Genomic DNA, 22,413 nt, shown 5'->3' on the forward strand with positions numbered 1-22,413 from the left:
GCGGTGACATTCAGATTTCAGAGTGGAGAGCGTCTAAACCGACATATTCTCATGCCTGAAAGGTGATGCTTTAACCGGCGAATGACGCATCATGTCACTTCTGGTAGTGATATCCGCTCTGTGATCGGAGCGGATAATTTAATCTCTTAATAATGATTGATCCTGGTATCAGCACAGATTCAGGATGGTTATGTGAAACAAAAAAATAGCGCACTCCCTTAGAAATTTATGATTCCGGCAATGCATGCAGCCGGATTGAAAAATACGCTTAGAAATAATTTGTAGCGTGAAATGTTTTTTAACACTAATTAGTCTGCTGATGGATATTATTTTAATTACTAATTATCAATGACTTGTGTTTTTACAGGCGTGTTCCTCTCTTTTTGATTCCTTAGTTTCCTCTCCCATCGTCTATATATATTTTCTGTCGCGCCGTTATTAATGGCGCTACCAGAAAAAGTTTTGCATGATTTTTTATTCAACCTCATTTTTTAACACCAGAGCAACATAGCAATCTCAAAAATATAACGGAAAATAATATGAAAATAGCCACGCGTCTTGTCGCAGGGTATAGCCTGCTGATCATCCTTTTTCTTCTCTGCACCGGGACGGCACTTCATGCACTCTGGCAGGCCAGGGACGATATGGAAAACGCTGTAAATAATAAAATTTACCGCTATGAGCTGATTCAGAACATGCGAAATGCGGCCAGAGACATGGCGGTCGCAGTCAGGAATATTGCATTACTGAATGAACCGCATGACAGACAGCCTGAATGGGACAGAATGGTCGCTCAGAAAGCCATCTACATCCAGAACAGGGACAAGCTGACGGCCAGTATGTCGCAAAACGTCTCAGCGGAAGGTAAAAGTGCGCTGGAAAATCTGACCTCCACGGATGAATCCGCACTGAGTCTGCTCATGACGGCGGGCAGGAAAGCGATGGAGGCACCTCAGTCCGAAACCGTTGATTACCTGCTAAAAACCGTAAGGCCAGGACAGCGAACAATGCTGAATGCCCTCGATCGGCTTTCGACTATTCAGATGCAGGTAAGCAGGAAAACCGTTCTGGATGCCAGGGCAGCAGCTTCGCAAACGGCTACGCTGATGTCGGTGATGGTATTGATTTCTTTCCTCATCGCTATCGCAGCCTGTTATTCCATCATCCGGACGCTCATGCGTCAGCTGGGCGGAGAGCCCGCACAGGCACAGGCGCTGGCTGCGGCGATTGCGTCGGGTAACCTGACATCGCCTGTCATGTTACGGCATAACGATACTTCCAGCCTGCTGGCTTCGCTGGATGTTATGCAGGCCAACCTGCGCAGCATGGTGGCAAATATCAGAGATACCTCTGCATCCGTTGCACTGGCCGCAGATGAAATCTCGCAGGGTAATACAGAACTCTCCTCCCGAACCGAACAGCAGGCTGCGGCCCTGCAGGAAACGGCGGCAAGCATGGAACAGCTCACCGCTACCGTAAAAAGCAATGCAAGCGGGGCACAGGAGACCGCCAACTCGGCCCGTGAAACTGCGCGCCTTACCCACGCCGGGGAAACGGATGTCAAGCGTATGGCAGAGACGATGCAAGCCATATCAATGAGCGCGACTAAAGTCCGGGACATTACCTCTGTGATTGAAAGTATTGCGTTTCAGACTAACATTCTGGCGCTGAACGCAGCGGTTGAGGCGGCACGAGCAGGAGAAGAAGGACGCGGCTTTGCTGTTGTGGCGGGTGAGGTCAGGACACTGGCGCAGCGCAGTGCCTCTGCGGCCCGCGATATAAAACTGCTTATTGAAGAAGCGGTAACCCAGGTGGAAAGCGGCGTCACGGTCGCCTCGTCAACTGGCGACAGCATTATGAAAATTGTTGGCATGGTGAATGAACTGGCTGTGTCGATGGATACCATTTCCCTTGCCTCATCAGAGCAGATGCAGGGCATATCTCAGGTCAGTGTCGCCGTGACGCAAATGGACAGCGTGACGCAGAATAACGCCGCGCTGGTGGAAGAGTCGTCTTCAGCTTCTCAGTCGCTCTCTGAACAGGCGCACGCGCTTCGAGGCATGGTGGCCGCGTTTCAGGTGTGATGACCTCTGGTGGCGGCGTTCACTTGCTGGAGGTGCCGCCAGTATTCACACTTCCGAAGGTCTGCTTTTCCGGCAGATGAGGATGGGTGACAGGCACCTGTTTGTCACCCAGCGCTCAGACATCATTCGTTTTCACTTTCTGACGACAGAAAAAAGAGCATGAATGGGAACAGGGGGAGAGTAAAGATACCCCTGTTGACTCCTGGTCCCACGTATAGTCAGCCGTGCAAACTTAACGTTCATTAGTCTGAACTGTGCAACCTGGTCTGCAATGACATCTGCTGATTGAGGTACTGACTTGCGTCCGGTCAGATTATGACAGCAGGCTTTGCTCCCGTGCGAGTGTCGCGGCTGCAATTTGTGGAAAAATTAGTGAGGCGGCTGCATCAATCCTGTAAGCGATACTGGCTGGAAAGATCCGGAAATATATCCACTAAAATCAATAATATGTAATCGTTATGTTATATAGTATATAGCGCTTTACATTCCTTTTTTTCCTCAGATAACGCTGACTTTTTCCCGACATGCCCGCCAGATTGCTAAAAAGCTGCTAAACCTTAAGACAGAGATACGCGCGTAAAGATTAGGGTTATCACGATTTTCCCCGATTTCACTCCCGTCAGAACTAAACCTATAAAAATTTCATCTTTTAGCCCCCAACAATGGGAAGCAGACAATGTCGGAAAAAATATCGCTAACAATGCAGGTCAATGGTCAGTCGCAGCAGATGCAGGTCGATCCGCGAGTCACTCTGCTGGATGCGCTGCGTGAGCATCTTAACCTGACCGGCACCAAAAAAGGGTGCGATCAGGGACAATGCGGTGCCTGCACCGTGCTGATAAATGGTCAGCGGGTGCTGAGCTGCCTGACGCTGGCGGCCCAGGCGGATGGCGCTGACGTCACCAGTATTGAAGGGCTGGCCTCCACCGAGGGTGAACTGCATCCGGTGCAGCGCTGCTTTATGGAGAATGATGCCTTCCAGTGCGGTTATTGCACGCCGGGTCAGATTATGTCCGCCGTCGCCTGCATCAAAGAGGGTCATGCCGGTTCCGACGATGAGATCCGTGAATACATGAGCGGCAATCTCTGCCGTTGCGGCGCGTATCCGCACATCGTCGATGCGATTAAACAGGCCGCTGCTGAGATGGCGAAGGAGTCCGCATGAATGAATTCAGTTGGAAAGTTGCGCAGTCACCTGAAGAGGCCGCCACTCTGAAACAGCAGTCGGGCAGTCAGTTGCTGGCGGGCGGCACGACGCAGCTCGATCTGATGAAGTGTGGTGTCTTCACGCCACCGCAATTAATTAGCATCAGCGGCTTAACGGCGCTGAAAAACCTGCAGTTTGATGACGATAAGATCATCGCTGGTGCACTGGTCACCATGAGCCAGCTGGCCGATCATCCCACCTGCCAGCAGAGGGCGCCTGCTATCTATGGCAGCCTGTGGCAGGCTGCCTCGCCGCAGATTCGTAATATGGCGTCGCTGGGGGGAAATTTACGTCAGCGCACCCGTTGTAACTACTACCGTGACCCGGCAACGTTCCCGGCCTGCAACAAACGCAATCCTGGTTCCGGCTGTGCCGCCCTGGATGGCGTCAACAGCAATCACGCGATTCTGGGTGCCAGCGACAGCTGCATTGCCGTCTATCCCGGCGATCTGGCGGTTGCGCTGGTGGCGTTTGACGCCATCGTCGTTCTGCAAAATCAGCAGGGCGAAATCCGTCGCATCGCAATTGATGACTTCTTCCTGCTGCCGGGTGAGACGCCTGATCGTGAGCACGATCTGCGCGATGACGAGATCATTGTGGGCATTGAAGTGCCGCAAACTGAGTCACTCCGGCACTCACACTACCTCAAAGTCCGCGACCGCAGCTCCTATGAGTTTGCAGCAGCCAGCGCGGCCGCAGGCTTCACGCTGGAAAACGGCGTGATGCGTGACGTGCATATCGCCCTGGGCGGCGTCGCCACTAAACCCTGGCGCGTCCGATCGGTCGAGCAGGCGCTGGAAGGCCAGCCGTTTGATGAAGAGACGGTGTTTCAGGCGGCAGAACGGATTACTCAGGAGACGCAGGCGCTGACCCACAACGCCTATAAAGTAAAACTGGCGCCGCGAGTGATTGCACGCGCGCTAATGGCAGCAGGAGAAACCGCATGAGTGAAGTAAACGACAAAGCGCGTCCGGATGTGATCAACGCGAACTCAGCGGCAGACACCCGGATTGAAGGCCTGGGCGCTGCCCGCTCGCGTGGCGATGGTAAAGTAAAAGTCACCGGTGAGGCCCGTTATGCGTTAGAACATCAGCCGGAAAATCCACTCTACGGCGTGGTGATTCAGTCTGTGATTGCCAGCGGCCGCATCAGCCGCATGGCGACGGAAAAAGCGCAGCAGGCCGCCGGCGTGCTGGCGGTCTATACCCATCTGAACACGCTGAAGATCAACAAACCCACGGCGATTGCCGATGGCGGCGCGGCGCAGTCAACCTACACCCCGATTCAGGACGATGTGATTATTCACAACGGTCAGAACATTGGTCTGGTGGTGGCTGAGACGTTTGAGCAGGCGACCTATGCTGCCTCGCTGGTGGAGATTGAGTATGAAACGTCTGATGCACTGATTTTTGCCACCGATGAGGGCGTCGAGCCGAAACCGCTCCCGAAGCAGGATATCGATATGGGCGATGCCCGGTCGGCGATGCAGCAGGCCGAGGTGCGCCTGAGCCAGCGTTACACCACACCGCGTGAATACAACATGCCGATGGAGCCGCACGCCTGTGTGGCGGAGTGGCAGGATGGGCGCATTACCGTCTGGGAGCCGAGCCAGTGGGTAGCCGGCGCGCAGGTAGAGATTGCCGAGTGGATGGGCATTGAGGTTGAAGACGTGCGGATCATCTCGCCGTATGTCGGCGGTGGATTTGGCTCTAAGCCGGTGCCTTACACCCATGTTGCGCTGGCGACGGCGGCATCGCGGGCACTGAAACGCCCTATCAAAGTGTCGCTGACTCGTCCGCAGACTTTTACCGGTCTTGGCGGGCGTCCGTCGACCTCGCAGCAGCTGGAGCTGGGCGCATCCCGCGACGGCAAAATCCAGGCAATTATCCAGCGCAGCTTCAGTGAAACGTCACTCATTGATGTCTTCGCCGAGAACTGCAGCAAAGTCACCGCCCGCATGTATGCGGTAGGCAACGTTTCCGCGCAGCATCAGGTCAGGCCAATCAATACCGTGACGCCAGGGTGGATGCGCGCGCCAGGTGAAAATCCAAGCGCCTTTGGACTGGAAGTGGCGATGGATGAGATGGCTTATGCCCTGAACATCGATCCGCTGGAGCTGCGTCTGCGCAACTGGGCAGATAAAGATTATCAGCTCGACCTGCCGTGGAGTTCTCGTCGTCTCAAAGAAGCCTATCAGAAAGGCGCAGAAGCCTTTGGCTGGGACAAGCGTATAATGACGCCGCGCTCAATGCGCGAAGGGCGTGAACTGATTGGCTGGGGCATGGCCTCTGGCACCTATCCGGTCAACAAACTCCCTGCCGAAGCGAAAATTATCCTGACGCCGCAGGGAACATTTGTGGTGCAGTGCGGCGGTGCGGATATCGGCACCGGAACCTATACCATTCTGGCGCAGACCGCTGCCGATATTCTGGGCGTCGCCTCTACCACCATTGAGGTGCAGCTGGGTGATACCGCGCTGCCGCGCGCGGGTGTAGCGGGTGGATCGCAGCTGGCAGGCAACGTGACCGCGGCGGTGAACGACACGGCCAAACGGATGCGCGACCAGCTGCTGAAGCTGGTCAGCGAACTGCCACAGTCGCCACTGAAAGGCACGCCTGCGTCTCAGCTCACGCTGAAAGGCGACGGGGTGCAGCACAATCAGCGCAGCGATCTCGCCGTTTCCTTTGCTCAGCTGGCGACGCTGGCCCCGGCAGAGAGTCTGACGGTGAAAGGCGGCACCTTCCCGGAAGATATGTCAGAAAGCGAACGCGACAAGATGGTGCGTAATCTTAATGACGGTACCCGCCCCGAAAAATTCTCTGCCCACAGCTGGAGTGCGCAGTTTGTTGAGGTCCGGGTCGATGAAGACTTCGGTACCATCCGGGTTAAACGGATGGTGGCCGCGCTCGACAGCGGTCGTCTCTATAACCCGAAACTGGCGCGCAGCCAGTGGATTGGCGGCATGATCATGGGAGTGGGTCAGGCGCTGATGGAGGAGGGCATCATCGATCCGCGTAACGGTCGGGTAATCAACAATAACCTCGCAGATTACTTAGTGCCGGTGAATGGCGACATCCCGAGCATTACTACCATCAACGTAGGCGAGCCCGATTTTGAGGCGACCACCATGGGCGGTAAACCGGTGGGTGAACTGGGTATCGTCGGTGTTGCGGCAGCGATCAGTAATGCAGTCTTCCATGCCACCGGCAAGCGCGTACGCGATCTGCCGATTACGCTCGACAAGCTTATCTGAACCGGTTCCTGACCTGCTGCCAGCAGGCCGGACGGTAGTTATGCGGGCGCGGGCTAAGCCAGCGCCCGTTTTTCACGCCAAGCGGAGAAAGAGAGTGAGGATTGCGCTGATTGTACTGGCCGCCGGGCTGAGTCAACGTTTTCGCCAGCAGGCGGGCGGGCATAAGCTGCTGGCTGATCTTGAAGGCAAAGCGGTATTGCAGCGCACGCTGGATCAGGCCGCTGCCAGTGGGCTTGACCTGTTCGTGGTGACCCGTCCCGACGCCCTGGCAATCCAGTCGCTCTGCTCGCGGGCGACGGTCGTGCTGTGCGACAGCGGCGGGCTGGGCGAGTCCATCGCAGCGGGCGTTAACGCCAGTCATGACTACGACGGCTGGCTGATTGCGCTGGGCGATATGCCGTTTGTGACGCCTGAAAGTTACCGCGCCGTCAGTGTCGCGCTGGCAGATTCGCCGATCGTCAGGCCAGTCATTGAGGGCAAACCGGGCCATCCGGTGGGCTTTCAGAATCACTATTTTCCAGTGCTGAGCACGTTACAGGGCGATGCCGGACCCCAGACAATCGTGAAGTCACAGGCTGTCCGGCTGCCGCTTCACGATCGCGGCTGCCTCTGTGATATCGATTTTCCTGCCGATCTGCAGCTGATTAAGGAATTTTCATGATAACGCTGGATCAACGCGTGATTAATGCGGCACTGAGCAGTTGCCAGGCGGGCCAGCAGGTCTGGCTCTGTACGGTGCTGCGCACCTATGGCTCTTCGCCGCGCGCACCCGGGACCCTCATGACAGTTAACGAAGCCGGCGCGTATTGCGGATCGCTGTCAGGCGGTTGCATCGAAGAGGACTTTCTGGCGCAGCTGGCGGCAGGGGCGTATCGCGCCAGCAGTCAGCGGGTACGCTACGGCGAGGGCGGGATGCGTCCTGACGTCAGCCTGCCGTGCGGCGGCAGTCTGGAAATCGTCATCGAGTTTCTGCCGCCTGATGACGTCACGCTGGCGCTGCTGACGGCGATGCAGCGCGCGCTGAGCGGGCAACAGCCGCTGGTAAAAATGATACGGCCGGGCGAGCGCGCGCAGTGGGAGGCGATTGCCGCCGACAGGAGACTGCCCGCACTGGATGCCAACGAGCAGCAGATGTTACTGCCGGTTGGCGCGATACCGGAACTGCTGATCGCAGGCTACTCCAGCGTGGCACATGAGTGCATCCGGCTGGGTCAGATGCTGGGGTTTCACGTACGGGTCTGTGAGCACCGACCGGAAATGCGGACGGAGCTGGAGAGCCATTTCAGCGACGCGGACAACGTGACGCTCGTATCACAGCATCCGGCGCGCTGGCTGGAACTGAATGGCGCGCACGCCGCGGTGGCGATTGTGGCACTGACTCACGATCCGCGCATTGATGACCTGACGATGATGGAGGCGATTGCAACCCCCGCGTTCTACATCGGCATCATGGGTTCGGCGAAAAACAGCGAGAAACGACGGGCGCGTCTGCAACAGATCGCGGGGATGGATCGGGTCGAACTGGACCGCATCCATGCGCCCATCGGCTTGCCCATCGGCAGCAAAACCCCGGCGGAGATTGCGCTGTCGGTCATGGCCGATATCGTCCGCGTGAAGAATAGTGAGCCTTCAGCCGCCTGATCCCGCCGTCTTCTCAGGTGCCAGCCGATAAAGATAGCTGCCCGAATAAGGGATGGGCAGGAAATCACGAAACAGCTGCTGTAACGTCTGTTCGGGATCGACGTCGCGGAATAGCTGCGGGTAGAGCGTGGTAGCAAAGAACTCGGTCGCTACGACGTGCCATGGGCTGAGATAAAAATTGTGCCAGAGGGCTCCGGTATGACCCTGCCGTAGCGCAGTTAGCTGTTTCAGTGCGTTCTGCTGACCGGTCAGTGCCAGCAGGCTCTGCCGGGTCTGCAGCGTGGTGACGGCGGGGCCAAGCTTCAGCGCGCCCGCCTCATCGGCGCTGCCGCTGCCGGTGGCAAAGTAGTACTCCGGCTGGGCAGCAATCACGCGCTCTTCACTCAGCCGCCCGAACACGCCTTTAATCTGCTGGCTTGCGATGTTATCACCACCGGCAAATGTCAGCAGCTCACCCAGATTGCCATTCACCGAGGTGACGCAGCATTCGCTGCGCCGTCCAAGATGGAGCTGCAGCAGAACGGACGGTTTAGGGCCGTGATAACTCGCCAGCCGACCGGCAATGCGCTGCATGTGGCTGCGGTAGAAGTGATTAAACTCAGCCGCACGCTGCGGCTGATTCAGCACCTCACCCAGCAAAGTGATGCTGCGCTCAGTGTTTTTCAGCAGATTAACCCGCAGATCGATCTTCACCACCGGAATATGCGCCGCAGCGAGCATCTTCTCCAGCACGGCGCCGTTTTCACTGTCACGTGCCAGCTGCGGCAGGATCACCACATCGGGCTTAAGCGCGATCACCTGTTCTGGATTCATATCGTTAACGCCATCCAGCCCCACTACCGGAATTGTCTCCATCCGGGGAAACTGGCGGGCAAAAACCTGCCAGGTCTGAGGATCGTACTTTTTCAGATCCTGCGGCCAGCCGGCAATATGCTGCAGCGGATTACCGGGCGTCAGCAGTGCGACGCTGTAGAGCATCCGGCTTTCACCCAGCACAATGCGCTGTGGATGGTCGGGAATCGTGACCTGGCGACAGGTGATATCGGTCAGCGTACGGGCATGTGCACCCGCGCTGACCAGCATCACAGCGATCGTCAGCAGCACCGAACGTAGCGAGTTAAAATTCCACACGGGCCTGTACCATCAGATTACGGGTTTCGCCTTCACGGACGCGCAGGTTGCCGCCGCTTAAACTGTAGTAGTGCTGGTTAAACAGATTATTGATATTCAGACGCAGCTGGGTTTTTTCACCAAACAGGCGGTTGTTCCACGCCACGAAGCTGTCTGCCACGACATAGTCGGGCAGGGTGAAACTGTTATCTGGATCGCCCGCACGGGTGCCGACGTAGCGCGCGCCACCGCCGAGCCTGAACGCGCCGGGCAGGCTGGTGATCTGCATCTCATGACTCAGATAGAGCGCACCGGCATGACGCGGCGCATTCTGCAGGCGATTACCGTTGTTTTCCGGATTCACCCGATCGCTGACGATCTCTGCCTGATCATAGCTGTAGTTCGCACTCAAATCCCAGCCGGGCGCGATTTCGCCGTTGAGCTCAAATTCAGCGCCGGTCGAGCGTGCTTTATCGATGGCCCGCGTGCTGCCATTGATGTTCAGCGACATCGCCTTTTCATCAATCCGGTAAAGCGCCACTGTTGCCAGCAGTTTCGGCGAAAGCTGCCATTTGCTGCCGACTTCCCAGCTCGTGCCCTGTTCAGGCTTGCCGACATTACCGTTATCATCCACATCGGTAGATGGCGTAAACGATTTGCTGACGCTGGTGTAGAAAGAGAGGTCAGGCGTGAGTTTGTAGATCACCCCCGCCTGTGGCAGAAACTTATTGCCCTCATCGTTCAGGATTTCTGACTGGGGATTAACGCCGCGGGAAGCGCGCTGTTCATAATGCTGATAACGGCCGCCCAGCACCAGAATCCAGTCCTGTGTGAGTGAAATACTGTCTTTGGCGTAAAGCGAACGACTATGAATACGGTTCAGGTTATTCGCGCCGGTGGTATTTTCCGTGCTGTCATCTGTAACCGGTGACAGGATGTCATAGTCGGGATTGAAATAACTGAACTGGCGATTGACCTTGCCCAGATACTGATGGGCGCGATAAGTCTGGTTCATCTCATAGTCGGTGCCCACCACCAGCGCATGTTGCATGCCCAGAATTTCCGGGTTGCCCAGCAGATCCCAGCTCACATATTTGGTTTTGTGGTTAAACCCGCGGTTGGCATCGGCGCGACGAGTAACCACGCCCGTGCTGGCATTCACCGCCGTTACGCGCACCTCATTGTTATCATAGCGCCGCTGATTCCAGCCCAGGGTGAACCGGGTCCGCCACTCATCATTAAACTGCCAGTCATAGTGGGCATTCAGCGTTTTGTTATGGCCCCATGCGTGATTGGCTTTGTCATCCAGACGATCTTTATAGCCGATATTGATCGGCCTGCCGTCGATAAAGGCCGTGCCGCGATCGTAGGGAATATCATAACGGTAGTCGGCATAGCTGATCAGAAAGCTGGCCTGCTCGCCAAACCATTGCAGAGAGGGTGCCAGCAGCGTGTGCTCTTCGCTGCCGAAGTTGCGCCAGTAATCCTGATTCTGCTTTTCGGCGATGAGCCGGAAAGCAAAGCCATTGCCCAGCGGGCCGGTGACATCCAGCGTACCCGCACCGCCACCTTCACTGGCGTAACGCCCGGTAACGCTGGAGTGCCAGCTGTATTGTGGCTTTTTGCTGACCACATTGATAATGCCGCCCGGATTCTGAATGCCATACAGCAGCGAGGAGGAGCCTTTCAGCACCTCGACCCGTTCGGTCGTGGCATCAAAATTGAGTCCCTGACTGCTGCGGATGCCATCGCGATAAACCGACCCATCGGCATTACTGCCAAAACCGCGTCGTACAAAGCCATCTTCGGTGCCGCCCAGCGTATTGGCCTCGGTGACGCCGCTGACAAAGCGCATTGCATCCGCCAGGGAGCTGGCCTGGAAATCTTCCAGCTGCTGCTGCGTCACCACGCTGACCGATTGTGCTTCATCGAGCCGCGCGGTTGGCATTTTACTGGCAACGCTGGTTTCGCTGGCGCTGTAATTTCCCTCTGAGCTGGCATCGGCGGTCACGGTCATATCTGATGCGCTGTCGGTTGCTGCACTGACCTGCGGCAACAGCATGCTGCCACAGATCGCCACGACCAGAGTGGGGTGCCGGGCCGGATATCGCGAGTCTCTGTTTTTCATTCTTCTTTTCGTATCTGTTTCTGAAGCTAATAAGGCCCGATGGCTGACGACTACGCCGGGCTTCCCTGAAGGTGTTCTGCAGGATGCAGCGGTTTAAACAGAGGCGATCAGCATCAGGGCTCGGCGATCATTACGGCACCCGGACGACAATGCTTCTCATCTGTAATTGAGAATCATTCAAACATCCGGTAATGTAGTAGTAAACATAATTTGTACATAAATCACTACAATTATGGCTAAATGTACTTTTACCGATAATCAGATGCGTGTGTGATTCAGGTAAATGAATAAATTGAATTTATTTCCATGCCAAATACCGTTTGAGGCATAAATCCCCATCTTTTGCAGGTGAAAAAGAAAACGGATTCAGCCATTCACTACATTTTTTCAACGTTTAACCCAGCAGCAGGAACAGCATGAAACAGAGCCGGCCAGTTAAAAACAGGGTGGATGTGGTGGCAGAGCGTCTGCGCGCCCGCGAAAAGCAGCTCTCGCCTCGTCTGCTGGCGGTGGCGCGCTATATCGATCAACAGCGTGAAACGGTGCTTGAAAGTACGGCGATGGAGATCGCCGTAGCGAATGCGACCTCTGACGCCACAGTGATCCGTGCCATTCAGGCGCTGGGATTTAGCGGACTGCGCGATCTCAAACAGACGCTCAGGGCCTGGTTTGGTCCCTCACTGACCTCGGAAGATAAGATGATCACCACGGTCAGTGAGGTGACCAGTGATGTGAACAGCGCCATCGACTTCGTACTTGCGGGTCACCGACACGCCTGTGAGGTGCTGGCGCAGCCGCAGAACCGGGTGGCAGTAGCAGATGCCGTGGCACTGCTGACTGAAGCGCGGGAAGTGGCTATTTTTGGCATTAACGCCTCGGGTATTCTGGCGGATTACAGCGTGCGGCTGCTGAACCGCATCGGCCTGCCCGCTTTTTCGCTTAATCGCGCCGGCATTGCGCTGGCAGAACAGATGCTGGCGCTGCAGCGTGGCGACGTGCTGATAATGATGGCGCAGCAGTCGGCGCATCGTGAAGGGACCACCGTGGTGCGCGAAGCGAAACGGCTGGATATCCCGATTATCCTGCTCACCAACGCCACCGACTCGTTTTTCGCGCGTGAGGCGGATGTGGTGATCAATGTGCCTCGCGGTGGCGAGAAGGGACGCATTCCGCTGCACGGCACGATTATGGTCTGTCTGGAGATGCTAATCCTGTCGGTGGCTTCGACGCTGCCGCAGCGCACCGTTAAAACCATGAAACGGCTACAGGATCTCTATCGCGGGCTGAAACCCGCCAGCAAAAAGTAATCTGCAGGATTGAGCCGTGACGGGAGTTTCCCGGTAAAAACCGGCTCAGCTTTACGTCAAATTTTCCCGCTTTGCGAGCGCGATCGCGTCTTTTCATCAGCCCGTTTACCAGGGCGACTACGCTTACAGCGTGCTGTGCCTCCGGGTACGGCTTTACTTTTTCTCCCTTTACTTTGTTTTGTGCGGAGCTGCTGATGAAACCCCTTCACGCGCAATACCTTTTCTGCTGTGCCACCCTGAGCCTGCTGTCGCCGCTGCCTGCAATGGCATGGAGTGACCTTACCATCTTTGGTGACAGTCTGAGCGATGGCGGAAACGTAGGACGTTTTACCTATGATGGTGCGACCCATCCGCTCTATGACGAGATCCTGGCGCAGTCGCTGGGTGACACTCTGCGCCCCTCATCCCAGGGCGGTAACAACTATGCCGAGGGCGGTGCCGTCGCAGTGCCCGCGATCAATCCGTTATTTAATAGCCAGGATCAGCTTGATCGTTACCTGGCGGCGCGCGACGGACGCGCCGATCCGGACGGACTCTATATTCACTGGATTGGCGGCAATGACTTAGCGGCGGCAGCTCTTGCGCCGCTCGCTGCGCAGCAGATCGTGGATAACAGTGCCAGTGCCGCAGCCTCACAGGTTAGCCGGTTGCTGGATGCCGGGGCCGGCACGGTGATTGTGCCTACGGTGCCAAATGTCGGGGCGACGCCCGCGCTGCTTCAGGCGATTCTGCAGGTGCTGGGTCCGGCCGCGCAGCCTGCCACGGCGGCACTGTTTCAGTCGCTGAGCGCCACCACCACGCCAGATCGTGCCGCCAGAGAACAGGCGATTGAAACCGCGCTTAACGAGGCCGCTGGTCAGGTCTCTTCGATTCCGCTGATCCGCGATGCCCTTGCTCAACAGCTGATTGCCGCCTGGCACTTGCTGAGTCAGGAGGCGGCGGCGCTCACCGATCGTTACAACCAGGCGGAGGAACAGGGCCTGGTGGCGGCACGCGGTAACATCGCGCGGGTGGATATTAATGGCCTGTTTAATGAGGTGATTGATAACCCGCGCCTGTATGGACTCAGCAACACGGCGGGCATGGCCTGTCCGCCCGGCGTCTCATCCATGGACTGCACCTCCTCGACGCCAGGATTTTCGCAGTCACAGCAATATCTGTTCGCCGACCGGCTGCATCCCAGCCCGGCAGTGCATGCGCTGATCGCCGATTATATTCAGTCAGTACTGAATGCGCCGCTGCAGGTGGCCGCGCTGAGTCAGGCACCGTCGATGCTGGTGGGTGATGCGCAGAATACGCTGGATGGCCATCTGCAACAGCAGCGTCAGCAGCCCGCCAGCGCTGGAGAGTTTACGGTTTTCGGTGGCTATGCCGGACAGCAGCGAGATTTCCGCGGCGACAGCCTGCTGGATGGCGATGCCACCAGCGCCACCGGCACCGTGGGTGTGGGCTATCAGCTGACCGATCACTGGCAGGCCGGCGCCATGCTCTCCACCACCTCGCAACGACAGGATCCCTCGTCGCGCTTTGATTACCGTTTACGCGGCAATCTGGTGGCGCTGTGGAGCCAGTTAAATTATCTGGATCGGGGATGGATTAATGCAGATGCCCATTACGCCGATCTTAACTTTGATGATATTGAGCGTAAGGTCAGACTGGGACCGGCGACCCGCACGGAGAAGGGCAGCAGCGACGGCAAGGTGCTGGGAATGCGGGTGCAGACCGGCTGGGATCTACCGCTGGGCCGCTATGTCTCCACCGGCCCGATGGCCAGCTATGCGCTTGACTACACCCAGGTTGATGGATACAGAGAAGAGGGTAACAGCAGTACCTCAATGCGCTTTGGCGACCAGACGCTGCATTCTCAAATCGGGTCAGTGGGCTGGCGTATCGACAGCAAAGATTTAGTGATCAATCCCTGGGCGCAGGTCAGTTACAACCATCAGTTCGGCGACAGCGACTCTGCTGTTACCGCCGGACTGAAATCGACCCGCACCGCCTTTACCCGCAGCAGCGGCTCACGGGATGATAGCTGGATCAACATGGCTCTGGGTGCAAGCATACCCATTGGCACATCGGTGAACGCGTTTGCCGGCGTTTCAGCGGTGACAGGTAACAGCGACTATCACCAGGTGACATGGAACGTCGGGCTTAACGCCCGTTTTTAAATGTTAAGCGGTATCAAAAGGCCGTGCAGAGATCGTCTGCCGCTGTCTGAAACGGTGCGGCAGACGACACTGCGTGTAATTCATTACGCCGCGGCGGCAGAGCGTTAAACTCGCTCTGACGTGCGGTTTTCACGCTTCGGTCAGTGCCGCCTGCGCCTCCAGCTCACGAACGCGCGGTATCACTTCGCGGCCAAAGAATTCCACCTCTTCGTGAAAGTGCAGAAACGCCAGCAGCAGCAGATCGACTCCGGCCTGCTTAAGTTCGATGATCCGTTCAGCAATCTGCTGGGGGGTGCCAATCAGATTGGTTTTGAAGCCGTCGTTGTACTGCACCAGATCTTCAAACGACGATTTCGCCCAGTTGCCTTCACCTTCGGGTGAAGCACTGCCTGCATTTTTGACCTCATGCTGGAAGCCTTTCACCGCATCCGGGTTGGCTTTGCTGATGATCTCCTGAAGCACCGCCTGCGCCTGCTGTTCACTCTCCCGCGCAATCACAAATCCATTCAGTCCGATTCTGACCTGATGCTGATTGCGTGTCGCTTTTTCACGGATATCCGCAATCTGCAGACGAACGCCGTCCGGCGTATTTCCATTAGTGAAATACCAGTCTGACACCCGGGAAGCCATGTCGCGCGCCGCACGTGAGCTGCCGCCCTGGAAAATTTCCGGTAATGGAGACAACGGCTTTGGTTTCATGGCGTATTCGCGAAAACGATAAAAATCACCCGCAAAAGTAAAATTCTCTTCGCGCCAGATGCCTTGCAGGCAGCGAATAAACTCTTCAGAACGCAGATAGCGCTCTTCATGATCGAGCCAGGGTTCACCAATCGCTTTGAATTCACCCCGGAACCAGCCGCTGACGATGTTAACGGCGATACGTGGCCCATAGAGATGGCTGATGGTAGCGATCTGCTTTGCCGCTAATACCGGATTCCACGGGCCAGGCAGCAGCGCGGCGATCACTTTTAACTTCGAGGTGTGACTGAGCAGATCCTGTGAGAAGGTGACGGATTCATGCTGATTGTCTGCGCCATACCCGGCAGTAAACCGGATCTGCGTCAGCGCATAATCAAAACCCGCCTGTTCGGCGATCTGCGCCAGTTTACGGTTGTAGCCAGCATCCCAGCGGGTTCGCTGCTCTATCTGACTGATCACCAATCCGCCTGAAACATTCGGAACCCAGTAGGCGAACTGTAAAGGCTGTGAAGCGGACATAGTCTCTCCTTATATAGCTGAATTAATGGGGCGCTCATTTTTTCCAAACTTTCCGATATAAAGGGAAACTAAGCAGTAACCGTGCCATAAAATAAGAGACTGTTTTTAAAAGAGTAAATAGTTTGAGGCGAGCCAGATGTGTTGCAAATGCGGCACGGCTGAGACAAACGGGTTGCCAATGCAGCAGCGATGCCTGAACGGATCGTTGAACGTTGAATGCCTGCCATCACGCTATTGACGGTAACAGGGCGAGAATGTCAGTTCTGCGGGACGTGCTGTGATAACGTAGCGACGCGCGACGCGATCACAGCCGGAGGGGAGCATGATAGTCAGACAGGCATCGCCTGAAGAGGCGCATACTTTATGGAACATCCGAAATCAGGCCATTCGTCACGGCTGTGAGCAGGTCTATCCACCCGATGTGATTGCCGCCTGGACGCCGGACCGCATGCCTGCCAGCTTTCCCGCGATGATCCGCGTTAATCCTTTTTTCGTGATTGATGGCCCGGCCGGTGTGCCGGTCGCTACCGGATCGCTGGATCTCGCCGCCGCCAGTGTCGAAGCCATTTTTACGCTGCCCGATTTCACCGGACAGGGAATGGCTGGCCTGATCATTGATACCATTAAAGCGGAGGCGCGGCAGCGTGGCTACCGTCAGTTGACCCTTGCATCGACGCCGAACGCCGTGAGCTTCTATGAGCAGCATGGCTTCCGCGCGCTGGGAGAAAGTCTCTATCCATCAAAGCTGGCGGGCTGCGCGTTGCGCTGTATTGAGATGGCGATTGGGCTATGAATGCCCGCTGCCGCAAGGTTGGCGAAATGGGGCGAAAGTTTACCGTGCAAAGACTTCGCAAGCCCCCGCCGGTAAGGTATAGTCCGCGTTTTTTGGAGGAATCATGCTGACTGGCTCATCAACACGTCTTAATAAATACATCAGCGAGAGCGGTATCTGCTCCCGTCGTGACGCCGATCGTTACATCGAGCAGGGCAACGTTTTCATTAACGGCAAACGCGCCTCTGTGGGCGCGCAGGTATTTGCAGGTGATGTGGTGAAGGTGAATGGTCAGCTGATTGAACCGCGCGATGAAGACGACCTGGTGCTGATTGCCCTGAATAAGCCGGTGGGGATCATCACCACCATGGAAGAGGGCGAGCGCGATAACATCAGCGACTTCGTCAATCACAGCAAGCGCGTCTTTCCGATTGGCCGCCTTGATAAAGACTCTCAGGGCCTGATTTTCCTGACCAACCACGGCGACCTGGTCAACAAAATCCTGCGCGCCGGTAACAATCATGAAAAAGAGTATGTTGTTACCGTCGACAAGCCTATCACCGATGAATTTATTGCCGGGATGAGCGCAGGCGTGCCGATGCTGGGCACGGTGACCAAAAAGTGCAAAGTAAAAAAGGAAGCGCCATTTGTCTTCCGTATTACGCTGGTTCAGGGTCTGAATCGCCAGATCCGTCGCATGTGTAAGCATTTCGGCTTTGAAGTGACGAAGCTTGAGCGCACCCGCATCATGAACGTCAATCTTAAGGGTTTGCCGCTGGGCGAATGGCGCGACCTCACCGACGACGAACTCGTTGAGCTGTTTAAACTGCTCGAGAACTCCTCTTCAGAAGATAAACCCGCGAAGAAAGCCAAAGCTCCGGCTAAAGCAGTTGCCGCTAAGAAACCGCAGAAAAGTGCCGCGAAACCGGCTGAGAAAGCGGATGCGGCTGGCGCCTCGCGCAAGCGCTTTGTCCAGCCTGGACGGAAGAAGAAAGGGCGCTAAACCCAGCCCGATGCAGAGAGCGATATTCTCGCTCTCTGCGCTTTCACGGACGCATCACGGAATAACGCGTGCCGCCCGAAAGCGGGCAAACAGATCGCAGAACATCTCATCCGTCGCGCGATAACCGTGAAAGCCTGCCCGCCGCAGTTTGCTGCCGTCGCCAAACATGTCGTAATTCCAGCCGAAAATAAAATCAGCGAAAGCACCGTCACTGAGTGCCAGAATATCCGCTTCAATTAAGGCATGCTCCTCGGCGATTTGCCGCCACAGCGCACGATAATCCTGAAACATCTGCCGGAATGACAGCGAAACCGGCGGGGCAATCTCCAGTTCAAACCACGCTGCAATCACCGGCCACAGCTCACTCCAGCGCCAGAGGTCACCATTGTTAATATTGAACGCCTGATTACGCGCGTTAGCGCTGCGCGAAGTCCAGAGGGTGGCATCGGCCAGCAGTTCAGCATCGGTAAAATCGACCATGCTCTGCCAGGTTTCCGGCGAACCCGGGAAGCGCAGAGGGAGCCGAGCCGCGCGACAGATCGATGCATAGAGCGCCAGACTCAGCGCCAGATTCATGCTGTTGCCATGCCGATCACTGCCAACGACGCCAGGGCGCGGCGCACCCCAGTGCCAGGCTTTACCCTGCTGGTGTGCGCTCAGCCAGTTCAGCTGTGCGGCGTTGAACTCGGCCCCCGGCACGCCAGGATCGCTTTCCCGCGCCGGGGTTTTGAATCGGCCCAGATGTGCGCCATACACCTTGTATCCCTGCATCAGACTGACATGCTCAAGCGGGGCGACATCCTCCATGACCTGAACCAGATTCTGCAACATGGTGAGATTGGGTCCGACCATCGCCGTCCAGTCAGCAGCATTGAGCCAGGCGCTGTAGAAGATATGCGTAACGTCGGTGAGTGATGCCAGCCGTTGCTGGCTCTGCAGCCGATCGCGCAGATCGACCGCAACAGCCTCTGTGCCGCCTGTAGCAGAACCTGAGCGATGGGTCAGCGCGATTACCTGCCACTGGTCTGCGACCAGCGCCTGAGTCAGTTGCTGACCCACAATTCCACTGGCACCCGCTACCAGCGCAACTTTTTTGCCCTGTGTTGTTTTCATGATCGCTATCCGGTTAAGAAAGAAGCCGCATTCTCACCTGCGTTAAATTCTGATTAAATCCCCGGAACCGGATATCACTTATCAGGAAAATCAATAAATGCAGAACAAACTGACTGCGATTCAGACCTTCATCCGGGTCGCGGAAGCGGGATCGTTTTCGGCGGCGGCCCGGCAAAACGGCATGAAGCAGTCCGCGGTGAGCCAGCAGATTGCCGCGCTGGAGGAGGTGCTGGGCGTGGTACTGCTGCACCGCACCACGCGAAAAATGGCGCTGACGGCGCAGGGGCTCCATTATCTGCAGCAGGTCAGGCAAGTGCTTGGTGCGATGGAGGAACTGGAGCAGCAATTACGGCCCGGCTCGCAGCCGCTTCACGGCAGACTGCATGTTCAGTTGCCGACCGGCATCGGGCAGCGGCTGATGCCGCATCTGATCGCCTTCCAGCAGGCGCATCCCGCGCTGCGTCTGAATATTGCGCTGGAGGATCGCCTGTCTGACCTCGTTGCGGAGGGCGTTGATGTGGCGATCCGTCTCAGCGAGTCGCCACCCGCCATGCTGGCTGCCCGTTCACTCGCCACGGTTGAAACCGTGCTGGTGGCTTCCCCTGAGTGGATAGCGCGCAACGGCACACTGCAGACACCCGATGACCTTATGCGCCATCCACATATACGTTTTAGCGGTATAGCGACTGATGCGCCGCTGCAGCTGGTCTCTGAGAGCATGAGGGTTTCTGTTCCGGTGGAAAGTGTGTTTCGGTCTAATAACAGCGATGCCTTGATGCAGGCTCTTGAAGCAGGCCTCGGCATTGGCGGCTTACAGACGCTGCCTGGCGCAGACGCGCTGGCCTCCGGCCGACTGGTGCGGGTGTTACCTGACTGGCGACTGCCCGATCGTTATCTCTATGCCGTGTTCCCGGATGCCCGTTTTATTCCTGATAAGGTCCGTAAGCTGGTCGGGCGGTTGAGTGAGGTGGTGGAGCAGGGAACCAGGAGAAATATCAGTTGATGAGCGCCGACACAAGGGTGCCAGAGGTGGCATCAGGATTATCTATTACTGGACGGACGAACAAGGCCAATTCATCCTGTTTACCATCTACGATAAAGACCAACACGACGATCTTACGAAGCAGCAGCGTGATGCCCTGGCGACCGCGCTGAATGTGATCAAAAAAGGGTTGAGACATGACTGAATGCGATATTTTCAGTGAACTGATGACGGGTATGCAGGAGCTTAAGGATCATCAGGAGGGCAAAATCACACTTAAACGGCATAAGGTCACGAAGCGTGCTCCTGTCACTATTGCGCCGCAGGAGTTGCGCGACGTACGCGAAAAACTCAACCTCTCCCAGGCCGTTTTCGCCCATTATCTCCACACTGGCGAGACGACCTGGCAGAACTGGGAGCAGGGCAGAGCCAGACCTAACGCCCAGGCTGTATTATTAATTCGCATGGTGCAGCAGAACCCTGAAACGTTAAAGACGCTCGCGCAACTCTGATATGCCCGTCCGGATGGCGGGCAGCACATTCTTTTACGGCTGCGCCCGACATCCGTGACCCCGGCAGGTTAGCACAGCCCTCATTTTCGCCTAATCAGACAGTGCATTTCCCGCCTCAAGCGAGATTTTAAAGGGCTCACATTCAGAACAACGACACTTTTCACCCTGATAAGGGCGTGGCAGGATAAGCGCAATCTATCAAGGAGTGTGCCTGATGTTACTGAAAGGTATGAACGATCCGCTGCTGAAAGCGTATCAGCATCCTAAATCACGGATGATGATCAGCCGTTTCAGGGGGCTGGCGGGCGACAGAAGACTCAGTGACTGGCAGGCGTTCTGTATTCTGGTGACCGGCTTTACCAATTACTGGTATGTGCAGGCTGGTCACTACACCATTAATGTCACGCTGACCAAAACCCGTCAGTTCGACTTCCTGCAGGACTTCCTGCATTTCAGGGTCACCCTGGATGGATTGATCGGCGATGAACATTTTCGCAGCCCGGACTTTGTACTGCCGCATTACGATGTGCCCTATGAATTCTGTCGCTGGCGCAACAAGCGCGGCTATGACGCCTTAACCACCTATGTCAGTAAACAGGGAGTGAAATCCCATAAGGGGATGTTTGTCGCCTCGGAAGGCCTGTCTCCGGAAGAGCAGGTGATGAAATGGGAAGGGGTGGTCAACGTCTACGACAAAACCTTTTTCAGTATGGCTAACTTTAATACCACTCAGGAATTCCTGATTAAAGACATCCGTAAATCCATTCAGGATGGATTAATGAAGCACCTGAGTTTTTACCGCGACCTGTTTCACTATATCTTTCCCACACCGGCAGAGGCTCGGTTGCAGGCGCGTGACGACAGGCGCTATCTGGCGAAAAGATAGCGCCCGGTCATTTTGCTCTCAGTCACTGGCATCCGCACAGAATGATCGCTGAACCCAGCTCACCGTGCCGTTAGCGGACCTCTCTGCAGGTTTACCACTTCATCTCGCCGGTATTCACTTTCGCGCTGAGTTCCAGTGAAGCTGGCTCAGCCAGTTTTGGCCAGGCGGTGTTCATGGCAGCAATCACCGCTGCTGAGGTTTTGTGTTCTGACAGCGCCGCTTCAAAACTCTTCAGATAATTCAGGGTGAAATCCACAGCCTCTGAACCGGCTGGACGCGCACCCAGATAGTGGCCCGGAATAACGTTTTTCGCGTTGAGCGTCTGCATCTCTGTGAGAATATGGCGCCACTCACTGCGGCTCTTAACGGTCTGAGTGTCAGCCGTCCAGACGTGGATGCCTGAGGAAAGGGCTGTACCGCCCAGAATGGTGCTCACTGAGGGGATCCAGATATATGCAGCATATTGATCAGGATGACGCAGTTCCAGCGCCTCGCCATCCACGCTGAAGCGGGTCTGATGCGTAACTTCTGGTACAAAGACCTTATCCGGTGCGCCCTGTTTCATCTGAGGGCCCCAGTATTTCAGCTTGGCGTCATGTGTCTGCTGGATATGCTTCACTACGGCAGGTGCGGCAACGACCTTGACGTCCGGCCAGGCTTTAACAATCGGCTCCAGACCGAAGTAGAAATCGGGATCGCCAGAGGTGATCACAATCTCCTTCAGCTTTTTACCGCTCTTTTTAATCATCTCCACCAGTTTCTCACCATCCTGAGTGCTGAACTGTGCATCAAACAGAATCGCTTCGGTTGGCCCAGAGACCAGGGTTGAGGAGACGGCAAAAATCCCCTTTTCCTGCGAATTATAGGTTTCCAGTTGCAGCGTGGCCGCGCTGGCAGAGGCCGAAGCCAGAACGAGCATCACAGGTAACAGAATCGTTTTCATGAATATTCCTCAGAGATAAATGCCCGACTCAGGCAGGTGTATCGGGCGATGTTCAGAATCAGTAGCGCTATTCTACCCATCTGGCT

The 22,413-nt window shown here is 56.2% G+C and carries 19 protein-coding genes; 13 read left to right on the forward strand and 6 right to left on the reverse strand.

Translation table 11 applies throughout. The annotated features are described in order from the left end of the window. The first annotated feature begins 539 nt into the window (after nucleotides 1-539). The 6 genes from BY447_RS21090 to BY447_RS21115 all read left to right on the forward strand — a co-directional run bounded on the left by BY447_RS21090 (nucleotide 540) and on the right by BY447_RS21115 (nucleotide 8,185). The gene (locus tag BY447_RS21090) at nucleotides 540-2,084 is read left to right on the forward strand and encodes a methyl-accepting chemotaxis protein (RefSeq protein ID WP_110332130.1); all 1,545 of its coding nucleotides are present in this window, start codon (nucleotides 540-542) and stop codon (nucleotides 2,082-2,084) included. A gap of 700 nt (nucleotides 2,085-2,784) precedes the next feature. After that, a complete protein-coding gene (locus BY447_RS21095) occupies nucleotides 2,785-3,249 on the forward strand; it encodes a (2Fe-2S)-binding protein (RefSeq protein WP_072009008.1) in 465 nt (154 codons plus the stop codon). Next, a complete protein-coding gene (locus BY447_RS21100) occupies nucleotides 3,246-4,238 on the forward strand; it encodes an FAD binding domain-containing protein (RefSeq protein WP_110332131.1) in 993 nt (330 codons plus the stop codon). Before BY447_RS21095 ends, BY447_RS21100 begins: the two co-directional genes overlap by 4 nt. Then, nucleotides 4,235-6,544, forward strand: coding sequence for a xanthine dehydrogenase family protein molybdopterin-binding subunit (locus BY447_RS21105; RefSeq protein ID WP_110332132.1), 2,310 nt, complete (start codon nucleotides 4,235-4,237; stop codon nucleotides 6,542-6,544). The genes BY447_RS21100 and BY447_RS21105 overlap by 4 nt, the downstream gene beginning before the upstream one ends. A gap of 94 nt (nucleotides 6,545-6,638) precedes the next feature. Beyond that, nucleotides 6,639-7,205 (forward strand): nucleotidyltransferase family protein, encoded by a 567-nt coding sequence (locus tag BY447_RS21110; RefSeq protein ID WP_110332133.1) that lies wholly within the window; start codon nucleotides 6,639-6,641, stop codon nucleotides 7,203-7,205. Beyond that, nucleotides 7,202-8,185, forward strand: a complete 984-nt coding sequence (locus BY447_RS21115; RefSeq protein ID WP_110332134.1) for an XdhC family protein — start codon at nucleotides 7,202-7,204, stop codon at nucleotides 8,183-8,185. Before BY447_RS21110 ends, BY447_RS21115 begins: the two co-directional genes overlap by 4 nt. Here BY447_RS21115 and BY447_RS21120 read toward each other — a convergent pair. Together BY447_RS21120 and BY447_RS21125 are read right to left on the reverse strand one after the other, a co-directional pair. Then, nucleotides 8,174-9,268 (reverse strand): ABC transporter substrate-binding protein, encoded by a 1,095-nt coding sequence (locus tag BY447_RS21120; protein WP_110332290.1) that lies wholly within the window; start codon nucleotides 9,266-9,268, stop codon nucleotides 8,174-8,176. The genes BY447_RS21115 and BY447_RS21120 overlap by 12 nt on opposite strands. Before the next feature lie 34 nt (nucleotides 9,269-9,302). Continuing rightward, nucleotides 9,303-11,423, reverse strand: a complete 2,121-nt coding sequence (locus BY447_RS21125; RefSeq protein ID WP_110332135.1) for a TonB-dependent siderophore receptor — start codon at nucleotides 11,421-11,423, stop codon at nucleotides 9,303-9,305. A 416-nt stretch (nucleotides 11,424-11,839) separates the two neighbouring features. Here BY447_RS21125 and BY447_RS21130 point away from each other — a divergent pair, with 416 nt between their 5' ends. Next, on the forward strand, nucleotides 11,840-12,730 hold the full coding sequence (locus tag BY447_RS21130) for a MurR/RpiR family transcriptional regulator (protein ID WP_110332136.1): 891 nt from the start codon (nucleotides 11,840-11,842) through the stop codon (nucleotides 12,728-12,730). Between the two features lie 194 nt (nucleotides 12,731-12,924). Next, on the forward strand, nucleotides 12,925-14,898 hold the full coding sequence (locus BY447_RS21135; RefSeq protein WP_110332137.1) for an autotransporter outer membrane beta-barrel domain-containing protein: 1,974 nt from the start codon (nucleotides 12,925-12,927) through the stop codon (nucleotides 14,896-14,898). 129 nt (nucleotides 14,899-15,027) lie between these two features. Here the strand turns inward: BY447_RS21135 and sfnG are convergent, their stop codons facing one another. Then, nucleotides 15,028-16,116 (reverse strand): dimethylsulfone monooxygenase SfnG, encoded by a 1,089-nt coding sequence (gene sfnG, locus BY447_RS21140; RefSeq protein ID WP_110332138.1) that lies wholly within the window; start codon nucleotides 16,114-16,116, stop codon nucleotides 15,028-15,030. 322 nt (nucleotides 16,117-16,438) lie between these two features. On the opposite strand from sfnG, the gene BY447_RS21145 reads away from it, so the two are divergent. Both BY447_RS21145 and rluF read left to right on the forward strand, forming a co-directional pair. Beyond that, nucleotides 16,439-16,909, forward strand: coding sequence for a GNAT family N-acetyltransferase (locus tag BY447_RS21145; RefSeq protein ID WP_013196436.1), 471 nt, complete (start codon nucleotides 16,439-16,441; stop codon nucleotides 16,907-16,909). Between the two features lie 103 nt (nucleotides 16,910-17,012). Then, nucleotides 17,013-17,891 carry a 23S rRNA pseudouridine(2604) synthase RluF gene (gene rluF / locus BY447_RS21150; protein ID WP_013196435.1) on the forward strand — a complete coding sequence of 293 codons (879 nt, stop codon included), beginning with the start codon at nucleotides 17,013-17,015 and terminating at the stop codon, nucleotides 17,889-17,891. Between the two features lie 54 nt (nucleotides 17,892-17,945). On the opposite strand, the gene BY447_RS21155 is transcribed toward rluF, so the two are convergent. Next, entirely contained in the window at nucleotides 17,946-19,004 is a 1,059-nt protein-coding gene (locus tag BY447_RS21155) for an SDR family oxidoreductase (protein WP_110332139.1), read from the reverse strand. A 97-nt stretch (nucleotides 19,005-19,101) separates the two neighbouring features. Here BY447_RS21155 and BY447_RS21160 point away from each other — a divergent pair, with 97 nt between their 5' ends. Next, nucleotides 19,102-20,007 (forward strand): LysR family transcriptional regulator, encoded by a 906-nt coding sequence (locus BY447_RS21160; protein WP_095707898.1) that lies wholly within the window; start codon nucleotides 19,102-19,104, stop codon nucleotides 20,005-20,007. Here the strand turns inward: BY447_RS21160 and BY447_RS23295 are convergent. Beyond that, nucleotides 20,000-20,185 (reverse strand): hypothetical protein, encoded by a 186-nt coding sequence (locus tag BY447_RS23295; protein ID WP_158280087.1) that lies wholly within the window; start codon nucleotides 20,183-20,185, stop codon nucleotides 20,000-20,002. The genes BY447_RS21160 and BY447_RS23295 overlap by 8 nt on opposite strands. Here BY447_RS23295 and BY447_RS21170 point away from each other — a divergent pair. Both BY447_RS21170 and BY447_RS21175 read left to right on the forward strand, forming a co-directional pair. Then, nucleotides 20,184-20,498 (forward strand): helix-turn-helix domain-containing protein, encoded by a 315-nt coding sequence (locus tag BY447_RS21170; RefSeq protein ID WP_013196432.1) that lies wholly within the window; start codon nucleotides 20,184-20,186, stop codon nucleotides 20,496-20,498. The two genes, BY447_RS23295 and BY447_RS21170, sit on opposite strands and share 2 nt — an antisense overlap. A 214-nt stretch (nucleotides 20,499-20,712) precedes the next feature. Further along, nucleotides 20,713-21,384, forward strand: coding sequence for a hypothetical protein (locus BY447_RS21175; protein ID WP_110332140.1), 672 nt, complete (start codon nucleotides 20,713-20,715; stop codon nucleotides 21,382-21,384). 91 nt (nucleotides 21,385-21,475) lie between these two features. Here BY447_RS21175 and BY447_RS21180 read toward each other — a convergent pair whose 3' ends face one another. Further along, the gene (locus tag BY447_RS21180) at nucleotides 21,476-22,327 is read right to left on the reverse strand and encodes a Vmh family MBL fold metallo-hydrolase (RefSeq protein ID WP_110332141.1); all 852 of its coding nucleotides are present in this window, start codon (nucleotides 22,325-22,327) and stop codon (nucleotides 21,476-21,478) included. Between the last annotated feature and the right edge of the window lie 86 nt (nucleotides 22,328-22,413).

It is taken from the genome of Pantoea sp. JKS000250 (genome assembly GCF_003201065.1).
In the GTDB taxonomy this organism is placed as follows: domain Bacteria; phylum Pseudomonadota; class Gammaproteobacteria; order Enterobacterales; family Enterobacteriaceae; genus Pantoea; species Pantoea vagans.

What these genes read in the sequence shown, in the direction of transcription:
- sfnG (WP_110332138.1), bottom strand. Translation starts at nt 16,116, where the DNA reads ATGTCCGCTTCACAGCCTTTACAGTTCGCCTACTGGGTTCCGAATGTT.
- BY447_RS21100 (WP_110332131.1), top strand. Translation starts at nt 3,246, where the DNA reads ATGAATGAATTCAGTTGGAAAGTTGCGCAGTCACCTGAAGAGGCCGCC.
- BY447_RS21115 (WP_110332134.1), top strand. Translation starts at nt 7,202, where the DNA reads ATGATAACGCTGGATCAACGCGTGATTAATGCGGCACTGAGCAGTTGC.
- BY447_RS21090 (WP_110332130.1), top strand. Translation starts at nt 540, where the DNA reads ATGAAAATAGCCACGCGTCTTGTCGCAGGGTATAGCCTGCTGATCATC.
- BY447_RS21175 (WP_110332140.1), top strand. Translation starts at nt 20,713, where the DNA reads ATGTTACTGAAAGGTATGAACGATCCGCTGCTGAAAGCGTATCAGCAT.
- rluF (WP_013196435.1), top strand. Translation starts at nt 17,013, where the DNA reads ATGCTGACTGGCTCATCAACACGTCTTAATAAATACATCAGCGAGAGC.
- BY447_RS21145 (WP_013196436.1), top strand. Translation starts at nt 16,439, where the DNA reads ATGATAGTCAGACAGGCATCGCCTGAAGAGGCGCATACTTTATGGAAC.
- BY447_RS21180 (WP_110332141.1), bottom strand. Translation starts at nt 22,327, where the DNA reads ATGAAAACGATTCTGTTACCTGTGATGCTCGTTCTGGCTTCGGCCTCT.
- BY447_RS21125 (WP_110332135.1), bottom strand. Translation starts at nt 11,423, where the DNA reads ATGAAAAACAGAGACTCGCGATATCCGGCCCGGCACCCCACTCTGGTC.
- BY447_RS23295 (WP_158280087.1), bottom strand. Translation starts at nt 20,185, where the DNA reads ATGTCTCAACCCTTTTTTGATCACATTCAGCGCGGTCGCCAGGGCATC.
- BY447_RS21105 (WP_110332132.1), top strand. Translation starts at nt 4,235, where the DNA reads ATGAGTGAAGTAAACGACAAAGCGCGTCCGGATGTGATCAACGCGAAC.
- BY447_RS21155 (WP_110332139.1), bottom strand. Translation starts at nt 19,004, where the DNA reads ATGAAAACAACACAGGGCAAAAAAGTTGCGCTGGTAGCGGGTGCCAGT.
- BY447_RS21120 (WP_110332290.1), bottom strand. Translation starts at nt 9,268, where the DNA reads ATGCTGGTCAGCGCGGGTGCACATGCCCGTACGCTGACCGATATCACC.
- BY447_RS21095 (WP_072009008.1), top strand. Translation starts at nt 2,785, where the DNA reads ATGCAGGTCAATGGTCAGTCGCAGCAGATGCAGGTCGATCCGCGAGTC.
- BY447_RS21170 (WP_013196432.1), top strand. Translation starts at nt 20,184, where the DNA reads ATGACTGAATGCGATATTTTCAGTGAACTGATGACGGGTATGCAGGAG.
- BY447_RS21130 (WP_110332136.1), top strand. Translation starts at nt 11,840, where the DNA reads ATGAAACAGAGCCGGCCAGTTAAAAACAGGGTGGATGTGGTGGCAGAG.
- BY447_RS21160 (WP_095707898.1), top strand. Translation starts at nt 19,102, where the DNA reads ATGCAGAACAAACTGACTGCGATTCAGACCTTCATCCGGGTCGCGGAA.
- BY447_RS21135 (WP_110332137.1), top strand. Translation starts at nt 12,925, where the DNA reads ATGAAACCCCTTCACGCGCAATACCTTTTCTGCTGTGCCACCCTGAGC.